Source organism: Bacteroides acidifaciens (assembly GCF_024623065.1).
In the GTDB taxonomy this organism is placed as follows: domain Bacteria; phylum Bacteroidota; class Bacteroidia; order Bacteroidales; family Bacteroidaceae; genus Bacteroides; species Bacteroides acidifaciens.
This window is the reverse complement of sequence record NZ_JANJZR010000002.1, coordinates 49,143-65,087: the sequence shown is the minus strand read 5'-3', so window position 1 is coordinate 65,087 and position 15,945 is coordinate 49,143. Positions and strand designations below refer to the sequence as shown.

General features: G+C 42.6%; 12 protein-coding genes. All 12 read left to right on the top strand.

All coding sequences use genetic code 11. From position 1 onward, the window contains the following. Positions 1 to 231: 231 nt before the first annotated feature. Complete coding sequence (locus NSB03_RS00790; RefSeq protein WP_024986145.1) at positions 232 to 777, top strand: RNA polymerase sigma-70 factor; 546 nt, start codon at positions 232 to 234, stop codon at positions 775 to 777. A gap of 52 nt (positions 778 to 829) precedes the next feature. Beyond that, entirely contained in the window at positions 830 to 1,819 is a 990-nt protein-coding gene (locus NSB03_RS00785; protein ID WP_172503519.1) for a FecR family protein, read from the top strand. Positions 1,820 to 2,004: 185 nt separating this feature from the next. After that, positions 2,005 to 5,283 (top strand): SusC/RagA family TonB-linked outer membrane protein, encoded by a 3,279-nt coding sequence (locus NSB03_RS00780; protein WP_024986146.1) that lies wholly within the window; start codon positions 2,005 to 2,007, stop codon positions 5,281 to 5,283. 21 nt (positions 5,284 to 5,304) lie between these two features. Then, positions 5,305 to 6,924 (top strand): SusD/RagB family nutrient-binding outer membrane lipoprotein, encoded by a 1,620-nt coding sequence (locus tag NSB03_RS00775; protein WP_024986147.1) that lies wholly within the window; start codon positions 5,305 to 5,307, stop codon positions 6,922 to 6,924. Between the two features lie 19 nt (positions 6,925 to 6,943). Next, positions 6,944 to 8,062: a glycoside hydrolase family 18 gene (locus NSB03_RS00770; RefSeq protein ID WP_257466142.1), complete on the top strand. Its 1,119-nt coding sequence runs from the start codon at positions 6,944 to 6,946 to the stop codon at positions 8,060 to 8,062. Positions 8,063 to 8,090: 28 nt separating this feature from the next. After that, complete coding sequence (locus NSB03_RS00765; protein WP_024986148.1) at positions 8,091 to 9,344, top strand: DUF1735 and LamG domain-containing protein; 1,254 nt, start codon at positions 8,091 to 8,093, stop codon at positions 9,342 to 9,344. 40 nt (positions 9,345 to 9,384) lie between these two features. Beyond that, positions 9,385 to 10,365, top strand: coding sequence for a BT_3987 domain-containing protein (locus NSB03_RS00760; RefSeq protein WP_024986149.1), 981 nt, complete (start codon positions 9,385 to 9,387; stop codon positions 10,363 to 10,365). 141 nt (positions 10,366 to 10,506) lie between these two features. After that, on the top strand, positions 10,507 to 11,229 hold the full coding sequence (locus tag NSB03_RS00755) for a hypothetical protein (RefSeq protein WP_128824205.1): 723 nt from the start codon (positions 10,507 to 10,509) through the stop codon (positions 11,227 to 11,229). A gap of 160 nt (positions 11,230 to 11,389) precedes the next feature. Further along, positions 11,390 to 13,201, top strand: coding sequence for an AMP-dependent synthetase/ligase (locus NSB03_RS00750; RefSeq protein ID WP_024986151.1), 1,812 nt, complete (start codon positions 11,390 to 11,392; stop codon positions 13,199 to 13,201). 84 nt (positions 13,202 to 13,285) lie between these two features. Next, positions 13,286 to 14,402, top strand: a protein-coding gene (gene prfB / locus NSB03_RS00745) for a peptide chain release factor 2 (protein ID WP_128824206.1) whose coding sequence is annotated in 2 segments (ribosomal slippage) — positions 13,286 to 13,348 and positions 13,350 to 14,402 — 1,116 coding nt in all. Because the reading frame shifts where the segments join, the coding sequence is not laid out codon by codon here. Between the two features lie 84 nt (positions 14,403 to 14,486). Next, positions 14,487 to 14,621, top strand: a complete 135-nt coding sequence (locus NSB03_RS00740; RefSeq protein ID WP_024986153.1) for a hypothetical protein — start codon at positions 14,487 to 14,489, stop codon at positions 14,619 to 14,621. A 203-nt stretch (positions 14,622 to 14,824) separates the two neighbouring features. Continuing rightward, positions 14,825 to 15,877, top strand: coding sequence for a porin (locus tag NSB03_RS00735; RefSeq protein ID WP_257466141.1), 1,053 nt, complete (start codon positions 14,825 to 14,827; stop codon positions 15,875 to 15,877). Positions 15,878 to 15,945 lie beyond the last annotated feature (68 nt).

The following is a 15,945-nucleotide window of genomic DNA, read 5'->3' as shown; positions in this document are numbered from 1 at the left end:
ATATTGTTACTAATTATTTTTACACAAAGATAGTCATTTTGCGTAATTGTTTCAAATAAAATTAATAAAGAAATACTTATATGTTGATTATTAGTGGTTTATGCCAAAGAGGGCCTTGAGAACTTATTTTTTTGAATGTTTTCTTATGAAAAGGTTGTTGATAAATTATTTAATAATTAATTTTGTTGGAGGATTTTATATTTTACTTGTTAATCTTAATGGATATACATGATGATTATCACACGAATGGAAGATAAAGTTCTTCGTTTTAAAAAGTTTTTTGATCTGAATTTTCCCAAAGTAAAGACTTTCGCATGGCAATTGTTAAAATCGGAAGAAGATGCAGAAGACATAGCTCAAGATATTTTTGTTAAGCTATGGGAGAAACCGGATTTATGGTTAGAACGTGAAAAATTGGATAGCTATTTATATACAGTTGTACGAAACCATATCTATAATTTTTTGAAGCACAAGGCTGTAGAATATGACTATTTGGATATCGCAGCAGAAAAAATGCGAATGGCGGAGCAGGGATTGCCTACGCCGGATGATGAATTTTGTGCTCATGAACTTGAGCTTTTTGTTCAGATGGCCCTTGAACGTATGCCGGAACAGCGTAGGCGTGTTTTTCTAATGAGCAGAGAGGAAGGTATGACTTCACCGGAAATTGCTGAGAAACTGAATGTTTCGGTTCGTACAGTTGAACAACATATTTATAAAGCCCTTCAAGATCTGAAAAAAATCGTTTTATTTTTATTTTTTTTCTATTTAGACTAAGTAGGTATGTCTGGCAAGTTGTCTCTTATATGTAACACTTGATTTGGCATAGATGAAAAGTAAATTGGAAAAACAGCTACGCTTTTTTATTGACTTTGATTATTCAAAGCGGACAATCGACAGATTTCACCGTTGGATGATCAGTTCTGATTCTGCAGAAGAGAAAGAAACAGCACTTCATAATCTATGGTTTGAGACAAAAGGAAAGTCTGAACGCGGTATGGAGCATTCGTTTCAGCAGATATTGGATAAAATCGGCATTGAATACACTCCAATGGTTACAAATACCAACCGCTGGAAGTGGTGGAAACCTGTTGCGGCAGCTGCTGTTATCGTCTTTCTGTCTGTGACGGCTACTTTGTGGGTAAGTTACAACCATTTTGACAGGGACAACGCCGTGATGGTGGAACATTATGTGAATAATGGAGCTAAAGAGACAATCAGTCTTCCGGATGGAACTACCGTACATCTGAATTCCGGTTCATATGTATTTTATCCTGAAAATCTGGAGGGAAAGACCCGGACGGTTTATCTGATGGGAGAAGCAGAATTTAAAGTGGCGAAAAATCCGGAGAAACCTTTCATTGTGCGATCCTCAAATATGGCAATAACTGCCTTGGGAACAGAGTTTAATGTGAAAGCTTATCCGGAAGAAGATGTGATAACAGCTTCTTTGATCGAAGGAAAAGTGCGTGTGGATTGCAATGATACGACCAGTTATGTCTTAACTCCCGGTTATCAGGTTGTGTATAATAAATGTACGGCTGACTGCCAATTGCTGACTGCCAACATGAAAGATGTAACGGCATGGATGAGGGGCGAACTTGTGTTCGACAAGGTCACTCTCGCCGAAATTGTGCGGACGCTGGAACGTCATTACGGAATCACATTTCATATCTCAACAAAGAAATCTAATCAAGACCGTTATAATTTTGTATTCAGAAAAGACGCGACTTTGGAAGAGACATTGGAGGTGATGAAAGTGGTCATTGGGCAATTCAATTATCGATTGGAAGACAGTATCTGCTATATTATTTGGTAGAGAAAAATAATAAATATTTTTTATTAAACTTAAATCTAATATGCTTATGTAAAAAAATATCCGGAAGAGGCTCCACCCTCTCCGGATATGAAATGATTTTTAGCCCTAAAACAAATAAGCAACTTCTTGCTTGTTTAAGAAACGAGAAAAAATACATGATTTAAAACTAAAAACGTCGTAAAGATATGAATTTATATCTGGAAAACACTAGAAAAAGTATATTAATAACTTTTCTATTATTAATAGGGTCAATACTTTATGCCCAAAGTAATAGTAAAATAACAATAAAAAAGAAGAATATTTCATTGCAGACAGCTTTGGCTGACGTTAGGGAACAGACCAAAATGTCTGTATCTTACAACAGTTCTCAACTCCCTAATACAAGAATATCTTTAGATATAAACAACCAGCCTTTGGAGCAGGCGCTGAATACTATTCTTGCCGGAACGGGGTTCACGTATACCGTAAAAGATACTTATATAATGATTATTCCGGAACAGGCTGCTAAAAAATCTAAAAGCAGAAATGTGGCGGGTAATGTAGTGGATGGAAAAGGTGATCCGCTAATTGGAGTTACTGTGCTTGAAAAAGGGACTGCTAACGGAACTGTAACTAATATAGACGGTAACTATCATATTACCACACAAGGTGCCACTCCCGTATTGGTGTTTTCCTATATCGGCTATCAGCCGAAGGATGTGGCTGTAAAAGAAAATGTAATCAATGTAGTGTTGGAGGATGGTTCGCAGGCACTGGATGAAGTGGTTGTTACGGCTTTAGGTATCAAACGTGCTGAAAAAGCGCTTTCCTACAATGTACAGACTGTAAGTAATTCAGAACTGACCGCAGCCAAAGACGCTAACTTTATGAACAGCTTGAACGGTAAGGTGGCTGGTGTCAATATCCAGAAGAGTTCCTCTGGTGTGGGCGGTGCTACACGCGTCATCATGCGTGGTTCCAAATCTATCGTTGGTGACAATAATGCGTTGTATGTGGTGGACGGTATACCTGTTGGAAACCCTTCACGTGGTGTCATCCAGACAGAATATGGTGCAGTGGCTGGTAGTGAAGGTATCTCCGATTTCAACCCTGAGGATATCGAAAGCATCTCTGTACTGACAGGTCCGTCGGCAGCAGCCCTTTACGGTGCGTCGGCAGCTAACGGTGTGATTCTGATTAACACCAAGAAGGGTGTAGAGGGAAAGATGAAGATTAACTTCTCATCCAATACAGAGTTTTCCAAACCGATGATGTCGCCGGAATTTCAGAACAGTTATGGTAACCGGGAAAACTCCTATCGAAGCTGGGGCGAGAAACTGGCTACACCTTCCTCATTTGATCCCATGGATTTTTTCAAGACTGGTATGAACACCATCAATTCGCTGAACATTTCTTCGGGTACCAGAACTAATCAAACGTTTATCTCTTTGGCCTCTACCAATTCTAAAGGTATTATCAAGAACAACGAATATTACCGTTACAATTTCTCTTTCAGAAATACTGCGTTGATGCTGAACGATAAATTGCATGTCGATTTAGGTGCCAGCTACGTCATTCAAGCCGAGCAGAACATGGTTTCGGGCGGACGCTACTTCAACCCGTTGTTCCCGCTTTATCTGTTTCCCCGTGGTGAGGATTTCGAGAATGTGAAGATATACGAACGTTACAACGAAGAACGTCGTTTTTCCACGCAGCATTGGGAGTATGGTGACCAAGGACTTTCGTTTGAAAATCCCTATTGGATTGTCAACCGCGAAATGTTCCCCTCCAAGAAAAACCGCTATATGCTTCATGCCAGACTGCAATATGACATCCTTGACTGGTTGAATATTGCCGGACGTGTGCGGTTGGACAAGAGCCACGCTACTGAAGAACGCAAGCTTAGCGCTTCTACGCTTGAGCTCTACACCGGTTCTTCCAAAGGTAGCTATGAGCTGAAAGAAGAATTCTACACACAGACGTACGCTGATGTGATGGCAAACGTAAACAAACGTTTTGGCAAGGATTTCTCGCTGACTGCCAATGTGGGCGGTAGCTTTGAAGACCATTATACGCGTAGCGTCGATTTGGGCGGCAAGTTGATGACAATACCCAACCTTTTCTCCCTTGCCAATTTGGAACCTGCTTCGGGTAAGAGAGCACAAGGCTACCATCGTACACGTAACCTTGCTGTATTTGCCAGTGCTGAATTGGGATGGAAAAATATGCTTTATTTGTCGGCTACCGGACGTTGTGATTGGGCCTCGCAATTGGTTAGTAACGGTGATGTAGAGGGAATCTTCTACCCTTCTATCGGACTTTCCGGTATTATCAGCGAAATGGTGAAGTTGCCCGACTTTATCTCTTATTTAAAGTTGCGCGCATCTTACACCGAGGTAGGTTCGCCTATCTCACAGGTGGGTATCACTCCAGGTACTATTACTCATGTCATCAATAGTGGTGCGATTGATCCGATAGGTAGTTTCCCGTATCCCGATTTCAAGCCTGAGCGTACGAAGTCCTACGAGTTAGGTCTTAATGCACGTTTCTGGGACGGACGTATTACGTTCGACGGTACCATCTACCAATCCAATACTTACAATCAGACATTCTTCTCACAGTTGGCTTCTTCCACCGGTTATTCAGGCTTCTATGTGCAGGCTGGTAAGGTGCGCAACCGCGGTGTGGAAATGACGTGGGGGTATAATGACAAATATGGTAAGGTAAACTACTCTACACACCTGACGTTCACTGCCAACAAGAACAAGATTCAAGAGATGGTGCACAATCAGATTAATCCGATTGATGGTACATCAATTAGTATTACCGAACTTTCGTTGCAGGAAGCTGGTGGCGTTTATCTGCGCGAAGGCTATTCTATGTCTGATATCTTCACCACAGGTGTTTTGCAACGTGGCAGAGACGGCAAATTGGTGGAACAGGCAAATGGCTATCAGGTAGACCGCAGCCAGCGTATTCGCCTGGGCTCTTCCGATCCCGACTTCACTATGGGATGGCGCCATGATATCAGTTACAAGAACTTCTCGTTGGGTGTGATGGTTACCGGACGCTTCGGTGGTGTCGTTACATCTCAGACACAGGCATTTATGGACGCATTCGGCGTGTCCGAAGTATCTGCCAAGGCGCGCGATAATGGTGGTGTTATGCTTGATGGGTATATGTATGACCCCGAACGCTTTTATAACACTGTAGGTGGACAGGGACTGATGGCTTACTATACTTATGATGCTACCAACATTCGTCTTCAAGAACTTTCATTGACCTATTCGTTGCCGAAGAAGTGGCTAGGCAATGTGTTCAGCAACGCTACTGTTTCTTTCGTAGGACGTAACCTTTTTATGTTTTACTGCAAAGCTCCGTTCGATCCTGATATGAATGGTTCTACAGGTACTTACAACCGTAGCGATTTCTTTATGCCGCCTAGTTTGAGAAACTTAGGATTCAGTGTTAAGTTCAGCTTGTAACAACTAAATATATTCAGATTTATGAAATTACAAATAAAAAAGATAACAGGGGTACTATTGGCATGCGCGGAACTCATGGCAATTACCTCATGCTCGGAATTTGAAGAAATCAATAAGAACCCGTATTACTCCGACACGGAAATGGAACAGTTGGACGGTGTGCTCAATGGTGCTTATGTGCCTAACTTGGAAAAACACGTCATTCCTGTGCCTTTAAAAACAGACAATACAGCTGAGGTTAATGCATATCAGGTATCCATCAATCTTTGTGGCGACTCATGGGTGGGCTACTTCTCCCCGCGCGACAACAAATGGGAAGAAGGAGCTAATCCCACTACGTTCTTTTTCCATGTAAATCGGACAAATCATATGTTTGATTATGCTACGTCTAAGATCTTTACTCCCTGGATTCAGTTGAAGAAAATCAATCTGAATGGTGATAATCCTAATAGAGAATTGTATGCTATTGTACAGATTGCTAAAATTATGGGGTTGCACCGTTCTGCCGATAAGTATGGCCCTATCCCTTACTCAAAGGCGGGAAGTGGTTCGTTCACTGTGGAATACGATTCGCAGGAAGCGGTGTATCATTCGTTCTTTGAAGAATTGGATGAAGCGGTTCAGATTCTTTACGATTTCTACATGAGAGGCGGTGCTGTTGTTCCTTTGGCTTCGGACATGGTGTACGAAGGCAATGTGGCGAAGTGGATACGTTTTGCCAACTCTTTGATGTTACGTTTGGCTATCCGCGTGCGCTATGCCGATGAAGAATTGGCTCGCAAATATGCTGAAATGGCTGTTACAAACCCGCTGGGTGTGATGGAAAGCGTAGATGATATGGCGAAAATGCATAAAGGTGCCAATTTTGAAATCAGAAACCCTATGTTCCAGATTGCTAATCCCGGACAATATAATGACAGCCGCATGGGAGCCACTATTCAATCTTACTTGAAAGGGTATAATGATCCGCGTATTGCTACCTATTTCCAAAATAATGGAGCATCTGCGGTGCGTGCTGGTATGCCGGTTACTGCAAACACCTATGACGCGGCATCTTTGCCCAACATTCAAGAGGAAGATCCTGTCTACTGGATGAGAGCTTCGGAAGTAGACTTCCTGCGTGCCGAAGGTGTGCTGGCCGGTTTCAATATGGGAGGCGGAAGTGCTAAGTATTTCTATGAATCGGGCATCCAGAAATCGTTTGAGGAGTGTAAGGTAAGCTTGGGCAGTTATTTGAACAGTACCGCTTCTCCGGCAGATTTCAAGGATATGAAGGAGGCTGCCTATAATCATGCGGCTCCCAGCAATATTACCGTGAAGTGGGTGGAAGAAGACGAAATGGAGAAGAAGTTGGAACGCATCATCACGCAGAAATATCTTGCCCTTTTCCCCGATGGACAAGAGGCGTGGAGCGAATGGAGACGTACAGGATATCCGCGTCAGATTCCTCCGGTGCTCAATCTTACTAATGCCGGTGTGAAGACAACCGACGGATACAAGGATGGAGTGCGTCGTATCCCCTATCCGGAAGATGAATACAAACTCAATAATGAGAACCTGACAAAAGCCATCCAGCAGTATTTGGGTGGTGTAGACAATGCCGCCGTAAATGTATGGTGGGATAAAAAAGTAAAAAATTAACTCTTAAATACATACAGAAATGATGAATAGCATAAAAATATGGCTTGCTCTATCGCTTATAGCGGGTTGTATGTTTGCCTGCACTGATGTAGAGACCATCGACTTGGAAAAACAGGCTGTGGAAGATTTGTACAACAAGCGTGATAAGGATAAATGGGCGGAAGAAGATGAGCAGAAGCGACAGAATTATGAGGACTCCGTACGAATAGCCAAGGAGAACGAACGCCTCTATGAACTCTATCTTGCAGATTTGAGGGAGTATAAAAAGACCAAGCATCCGGTGATGTTCGGATGGTTCAACTCATGGGACGAGACCGCTCCGGGTGAATATTTCAATTTGACGTTGCTTCCCGACAGTATGGATATTGTCTCCATTTGGGGAAATTGTTTCAATATCAGCGACAAACGGTTGAAACAGATGAAAGAGGTACAGAAGAAAGGTACCAAGGTGATAGTTGGATGGATTATTGAGGAGGTAGGCAACGGGCTCCAAAACAAACCTGCCGGGGGATGGTCTGAAGACCCGTATACCGGAATTCAGCAATATGCCGATGCCATCCTCGATTCCATAGCCAAGTATGGATACGATGGCTTTGATATCGACTATGAACCTTCTTATTCTTCTCCTTGGGGAGGAATGCACTGTGGAAACTGGAATCAGGTAGAACCATGGAGTAAGGAAATGCCCATTATTTCTTGTAACCGAGATAGCAATAAAGATTATGAGAATTTCTTCTTTCAAGCGTTGCGCGATGGTTTGGACGAACTGGAGGCTAAGGACGGCAAAGAGAGAATCCTGAATATTAATGGTTCAATTCATTGGCTGTCTCCGAATATGAAAGATCTTTTCTCTTACTTTGTGGCACAATCTTATCATGGTAATTACTCTAATTGGCCGTCTACGGTAACCGAGCGTTTGGGAAACGATGTGAAAGACCGGATTATCTATACGGAGACATTTGAAAATGCCGTCGCAAACCAAGAAAGCTTTACTCGCTATGCGGATTTCGTAGTGAAGACCCTTGACGGTGTGGCAGGTGGAATCGGTGCTTATCACATCAATGCAGATGCAGCCGAGAAGAACGAGTATCGTAACGTACGGAAGGCGATTTCTATCATGAATCCTCCTATTAAGTAAATAATCACGTTATAAAATGAAGCATAAAATGAAAAAATATATAGCGTTAGTAGTTCTGTCCTTAGGACTTTTTACCGCTTGCGATATGGTCACCGGTGAAGGAGAAGGTACCGGCAATGCGGTTTATATGGGCAACTCCACCAGTAATGGCGTAATTTCAGTGGTAGTGACCAATGAGGGTGCCAGTGCTGTAATCACTCCCCGATTGGCTAATTTGGCTGACAAACCGGTGGAAGTGACCATAGAGTTGGATGAGGAAATGTTGGCGGCATATAATGCCGAGGCTGGTCTGTCGATGGAAGCTTTGGCGGCAGAAGATTTTGTGTTCGTCACTAAAGATAGCGAGGATGCCAAAAAAACGAAAGAAACGCATGGAAAAGCCGTGGTGACCATCGAGCCTGGAAAGTACAACGCCAGTGTGGAGGTGAGGATTCCGAAATTGGATGAGACCAAATATCCTCCTTTTAAGCGTTTGGCCGTGCCGGTAAGTGTGACTGCTGCTTCCCAATATAAGATATTGAGTTCGCCGAGGTCTACCCTCATCCGTCTGAACCGTGAGATAATCACTTCTGTTGGACAATTCAGACGTGGAGGAAGTATCGCACTGGTACCTAATGAGGAAATCAGAAAAGATCCTATGTTTAATTGGACCATGCAGGTGAGCATGTACTATAGGAACTTGCCTAATAGGGATGGTAACTGGACGGTTATGTCCATCCAAAACGGTGCGGGCAATTTCTATACCCGTATTGAACGTCAGCGGGGCATACAGGTTAAGAACGGGCGCGACGGAGAGGAAACTTTCACTCAAAAGTCTCTGTCTAATAATAGATGGTTGCATATTACTTTTGTCCACAGAGATGCTTCCACCGTATCGGTTTATGTGAACGGAGAGTTGCAGAAAACGTTCCCGACTTCGCCCATCGCTTTCTCTGACGACCCCAAGTGTTGCTTGTATATCGGTAATACCAAATACTCCGGTGTCTACCTCCGCGAAGCGCGTATGTGGAACAGGGCGTTGACCGAAGGCGAAATCATAGACAAGGAGTATCTGCCTCTCGATCCGTCGGCAGAGTCCGGTCTGATTATGTATATGCCTTTCACAAGGGTGGCAGATGATAAAATGGAAGAGTTGACCGGCAATTGGGAATTCTCAGACTTCGCTACGTTGGGTATATGGGACGAAGATCCTCCTGCGATGCAGTATGTAGACAATGTGAAATTTCCATCGGAAGATTTGGTTATTATAGAGCCGGAAAATTCCGAAGAAGAAATCGAATGATAAGTCTTCTGTTTGTGTAATCAATTAAAAATCAAGACAAATGAAAAAAATAATTCAATTGCTGTATTTGTTGTCGGCTGTAGCTCTTTTTTCGGCCTGTAGCGATGACAATCAGGGAGAAGTGGTAAGCCAGGATTTGGCTTATCAGCTTGATGCAAACTATGTATTTGTGGATATTCCAGAGGAGTTTCCGTTTGATCCTTCCAATATTTTGTATCTGGAGGGTAAGACTGTGATGAAACTGAATGCCAAGAGTGATGGAAGTAAGACTACGATAACCGAAGGGACTGAGTTCACCTTTAATGTAAAATTGAAAAAGGCTTTGGATCAAGATGTCAAGGTACGTCTTAGAAAGGATCTCGATTTGTTGGAAGGACATACTTTGGCAGAGTTGCCGGACGAAGCATTTGAACTGCATGATGCCATCATAACTGCCGGAAGCAGAGAGGGGACAATCGCTTTGGATATCACCAAGCCGGATGTATTGAATGCAATGCCGGGATATGTTCTCCCGCTATGTTTGGAATTTGTAGATGCTATCAGTGGAGTGAAAGTCTCGGAACAGAGCTATAGCGTGTTGATAGAGATGATCCTCACGTTTGAAAAGGACAATATTGATCCGTCTAATGATGAGATTGAAGGAGAGTACTTTAACAATAATGTTATTTTTGAGTCAAGCAAAACCAATAATCTGTCATATCTGTATGATGGAAACCGTTCGGGGACTAAGTGGTATCCTGGCAGAAATGATTATTTGACGATGACTTTCTCAGAGCCTACCAGAATACTGGGAGTCAGAATCGATGTTGTTACTAATAGCTACAAGCTTGGAAGTATGAACGTGTATGTGGATGAAGGCAGCGGATTCATTTCGTATGGTAGATTTGTCAGAAATAACAATGGCGTTATATATATGAAGTTCAAGGAGCCCGTTAATATGCATGCCCTCAAGTTTGATGAGATGTTGACAACCAGCGGTGGTACAGGACCGGATATCTACGAGATTACCTTTATCAAGTAGTGTAGAGTGATAGAAAGAACACAAATTGCATAGGTCAGGTATTCTGAGAATTCCCCTATTTTCTAATATAACTTGTGCAGTTTGTGTTCTTTCCTTTTTATTATTGATTACTTGTTTATTCCTGACTATATGCTTGACTATATGCTTAACATGCTATCTAATATTATTTCACGAAGTATTGTCACTGTTGGAGTGTTTGCTATGGCTGTGATATGCTTTTGCACGGCCTGTAGTGGTGGCAACTACGCTGATGTGGAACGTGCAGTCCGCAATCATCTCGAGCCTTATAAGGAGTTGTATGCTCTTGTTTTGCAGACAGGTAAGGTTACCTTGCCTCTCGGGGGCAAATATCCGCATGTCACCCATCCTCTTCCGGGAGGTACGGAAACTCCCATCAGTAATGTGTGGATTGTAAACGGTAATTATATGGGCGAGACATACGAATGTCACGGATGCGACTCGTGCATGATTCGCTATCGGGACGCCGGTCTGATAACATATAATGTCATTCGTAGAGACAGTGCCTCAGTCAGTGCCACCGTATGGCTCACAGAAAAAGGAAAACAATATTTAATTGAACGGCATATATCCGAATTCCATCCTATTATAAATGCTTGGCGCCGAAGAGAACAGTTGGAAGTCGTGTTGGTGGCTAAAGAGAAGTTTGATGTGGAGATACATCCCTCGGACACAACGGCAGTATATCACTGCAAGGCATATCGAAAGCTCGAAATCACCCCTTTCATTGAGGCGTTGAAGCCTGCCGGCGAAGAGGCTCGACCGGACTATATGCGCAGACTTCGTGTGGACTTCAAAAGCAAGGAGCATCCTGTAGTGACTTGTACTGAAATGGAATCTGTCTAAGGTCGTTTGAGATATGCATTCTGAATGAATCTTTAAACGCAATTCTTCCGTTTCTATTTCCCTTTTATTCAAACCCTGAAACTAAAACTTCTGACTAATTTTGAGCAATAGTTTCAAATAAAACCAATACCTTTGCGCCATATTTACTAATACAAAGAGTATGACTTATCATCATTTATCTGTCTTAGTCCATCGTCAGGCTGAAAAATATGGCAACAAGGTAGCTCTGAGATATCGCGACTATGAGACGGCACAATGGATTCCGATTACCTGGAATCAATTCTCCGGGACAGTGAGGCAAGCGGCCAACGCACTTGTGGCACTGGGAGTAGAGGAACAAGAAAATATCGGAATCTTTTCGCAGAATAAACCTGAATGGTTTTATGTAGACTTTGGTGCGTTTGCCAATCGGGTTGTTACAATTCCGTTCTATGCAACCAGCTCTCCGGCACAAGCGCAATATATTATCAATGATGCACAAATACGTTATCTTTTTGTAGGTGAGCAATTCCAGTATGATGCTGCTTTCAGTATCTTCGGTTTCTGTACTTCCCTGCAACAACTGATTATTTTTGACCGTTCGGTAGTGAAGGATCCTCGTGACGTATCCTCTATCTATTTTGACGAGTTTATGGCGATGGGAGAGGGACTGCCTCACAATGATACGGTAGAAGACCGTACCGAACGGGCTTCATACGATGATTTGGCAAACATTCTCTATACATCCGGTACAACGGGTGAACCGAAGGGCGTCATGCTTCATCATTCCTGCTATTTGGAACAGTTTCATACACACGATGACCGTTTGACAACGATGTCGGATAAGGATGTGTCTATGAACTTCCTCCCCTTGACACACGTGTTTGAGAAAGCATGGTGTTATTTTTGTATCCATAAGGGGGTGCAGATTTGTATCAATCTCCGTCCGGCGGATATTCAGACGACTATTAAGGAAATCCGTCCGACACTGATGTGTAGTGTTCCCCGTTTCTGGGAGAAAGTGTATGCAGGCGTACAGGAGAAAATAAACGAAACAACAGGGTTGAAGAAAACACTGATGCTGGATGCTATCCGGGTAGGTAAAATCCATAATCTGGATTATCTGCGTCAGGGCAAGACTCCGCCGATGATGAATCAGTTGAAATATAAGTTTTACGAAAAGACCATCTATTCTTTACTGAAGAAGACTATTGGCATTGAGAATGGTAACTTTTTCCCTACTGCCGGTGCTGCCGTGCCCGATGAAATCAATGAATTCGTCCATTCGGTAGGCATCAATATGGTGGTTGGATATGGGTTGACAGAATCTACGGCTACTGTATCCTGTACGTTGCCCGTAGGCTATGACATCGGTTCGGTAGGTGTCGTATTACCCGGAATTGAAGTGAAGATAGGTGAGGATAATGAAATCCTGCTTCGCGGTAAGACTATCACAAAAGGATATTATAAGAAAGCGGAAGCTACGGCTGCTGCCATTGATGCCGATGGATGGTTTCACACGGGGGATGCGGGTTATTTCAAGAATGGTCAGCTTTTCCTGATGGAACGTATCAAGGATTTGTTCAAGACATCGAATGGCAAGTATATTGCTCCGCAGGCTTTGGAAACGAAACTGGTCATCGACCGGTATATCGACCAGATTGCCATTATTGCCGATCGGCGTAAGTTTGTCTCTGCTCTGATTGTTCCTGTATACGGATATGTGAAAGAGTACGCAAAGGAAAAAGGCATCGAATATAAAGATATGGCTGAATTGTTGCGGCATCCTAAGATTGTCGGTCTGTTCCGTGCACGGATAGAGACCTTGCAACAGCAGTTTGCGCATTACGAGCAGATCAAGCGTTTCACTTTACTTCCTGAACCGTTCAGTATGGAGCGTGGGGAACTGACTAATACGTTGAAATTGAAACGTTCGGTCGTTTCGGAAAACTATAAAGATTTGATAGAAAAGATGTATGAAGAAAACGCATAGTCTGTTGTTTCTTTTTAGTAGCGGAATTTTGCGTATCTTTGTACCCGATATCTGAAATCTGTAAATAATAAAATTGTAAATCAAATGATTACTATTGAACAACTTAAAGACGTGAAAGAGCGCACTGATGCGCTGAGGAGGTATCTTTGACGTCGACGGGAAGAAAATTCAAGTCGAAGAAGAACAACTGAGAACACAAGCTCCGGGATTTTGGGATGACCAGAAGAAGGCCGAAGCTCAAATGAAATTGGTGAAAGACCTGCAAAAGTGGATTGACGGCTATAACGAAGTCAAGACGCTGGCAGACGAACTCGAACTGTCTTTTGATTTCTATAAGGAAGAGTTGGTGACTGAGGAAGATGTGGACGCAGCTTATGCGAAAGCTTACGAAGCTGTAGAAGCGCTCGAACTCAAAAATATGCTTCGTGACGAAGCCGACCAGATGGATTGTGTGTTGAAAATCAATTCAGGTGCCGGTGGTACGGAAAGTCAGGACTGGGCTTCCATGCTGATGCGTATGTATCTGCGTTATGCCGAGACGAACGGTTATAAAGCTACCATTGCCAACCTTCAGGAAGGTGACGAAGCCGGAATCAAAACCTGTACTATCAATATTGAAGGTGGTTTTGCATACGGTTATTTGAAGGGCGAGAACGGTGTGCACCGCTTGGTTCGTGTTTCTCCATACAATGCACAAGGTAAACGGATGACTTCCTTTGCTTCCGTGTTCGTTACTCCGCTGGTAGATGACAGTATTGAAGTGAACATTGAACCTGCACGTATCTCTTGGGATACCTTCCGAAGCGGTGGTGCCGGTGGACAGAATGTAAATAAGGTAGAATCCGGTGTCCGTTTGCGTTATCAATACAAAGATCCTTATACTGGCGAGGAAGAAGAAATCCTGATTGAAAATACCGAAACCCGCGACCAACCGAAGAACCGTGAGAATGCAATGCGCCAATTACGATCTATCTTATATGATAAGGAGTTGCAGCACCGCATGGCAGAACAGGCAAAGGTGGAAGCCGGTAAGAAGAAGATCGAGTGGGGTTCCCAGATCCGTAGCTACGTATTTGATGACCGTCGCGTGAAGGATCATCGTACCAACTATCAGACTTCGGATGTGAACGGTGTGATGGACGGTAAGATAGATGGCTTTATCAAAGCCTATCTGATGGAATTTTCCTCACAAGAGTCATAAAGTGCAAAATTAGCAAGTGTTATTTTTGGAAAGTTAAAAGATTTGTTCTTACTTTGTTAGCGTTGAACTTTAAAGCTAACTATTATGGGTAAGAGTAAGAAAAAAGCAGCGATAAGCAAAAAGGAAGAAGAGCAAGCCCAAAGAGTTGTCAAAATAGTGTTTGTCTCATTGATTATTTTGGCGCTGATTATGCTGATCGCATATTCCTTTTTTGGCTGATTATTCACCACAGATTACACAGATTATAGGAGAAAAATCTGTGTAATCCGTGTAATCTGTAGTGAACTCTTTTAATTTGTAACACATCCGTAACCCATGTAATAGGAATGTAACTTCTCTGTAATTTATCCGTATTCAAATTGTCATTTTTGTGTATCCTCGCAGTTGTACTTTTGCTACGAATTAAGTAGCAAACAACTGAAATGAGTAGAATCACAACAACAGTCGTTACGCTTTTGCTAGCGACATCGGTCTTCGGACAGGCCAAGGAAGATGCCGGGGATGGCAAAAAACTGGAGATGAAAACAATGGAATTTAAAGATTATCTGCCTGAAATTCATGGAACCATCCGAGGAAAATATGAATACCAGACGGAAACGCAGGAAAGCCGTTTCGAGGTACGTAATGCGCGTTTCAGCGTTTCAGGAAATGTGCATCCGTTGGTGGCTTATAAAGCGGAAATCGACCTTTCGGACGAAGGATCTATTAAAATGCTTGATGCCTATGCGCGTGTCTTTCCGCTGCAAGACTTGAATTTTACGATTGGACAAATGCGTGTTCCTTTCACGATAGACGCACATCGCTCTCCCCATCAGCAATATTTCGCAAACCGTTCGTTCATTGCCAAACAAGTCGGGAATGTACGCGATGTTGGTTTTACTACGGCTTATATAAATAAAGGAAGCGTCCCATTTATCCTTGAAGGAGGATTATTCAACGGTTCCGGCTTGACGAATCAGAAAGAATGGCATAAGACGTTGAATTATTCGGTGAAAGCGCAACTGTTGCCTGATAAGAATTGGAATGTAACACTCAGCACCCAAATGATAAAACCGGAAGATGTACGAATCAATGTGTATGATGTCGGTATTTATTATCAGAATAACCGTTTCCATATTGAAGCAGAATACTTATATAAGATGTATGGGCATGAAGCGTTCAAGGATGTGCATGCTATGAATAGTTTCATTAATTACGATTTACCATTGAAAAAGGTATTCAACAAGATTTCATTTCTTGCCCGTTATGACATGATGACGGATCATAGTGACGGCAGGAAAGATGAAATAACCAAGGCTTTGATAATCAATGATTATGACCGCCATCGTGTGACAGGCGGAATCACACTAAGTCTTTCTAAAGCCTTTATCGCTGACTTGCGGCTGAATTTCGAAAAATATTTCTATAAGAAGTCCGGTGTACCTAAAGAATCCGAACAGGATAAGATCATAATTGAATTTATGACGAGATTCTGAAATAATTTGAGAATTAAAAAATGAGAATTAAGCTGTTGCGGTTCTTTTGTGGGTAGTGTGAGGGGTAC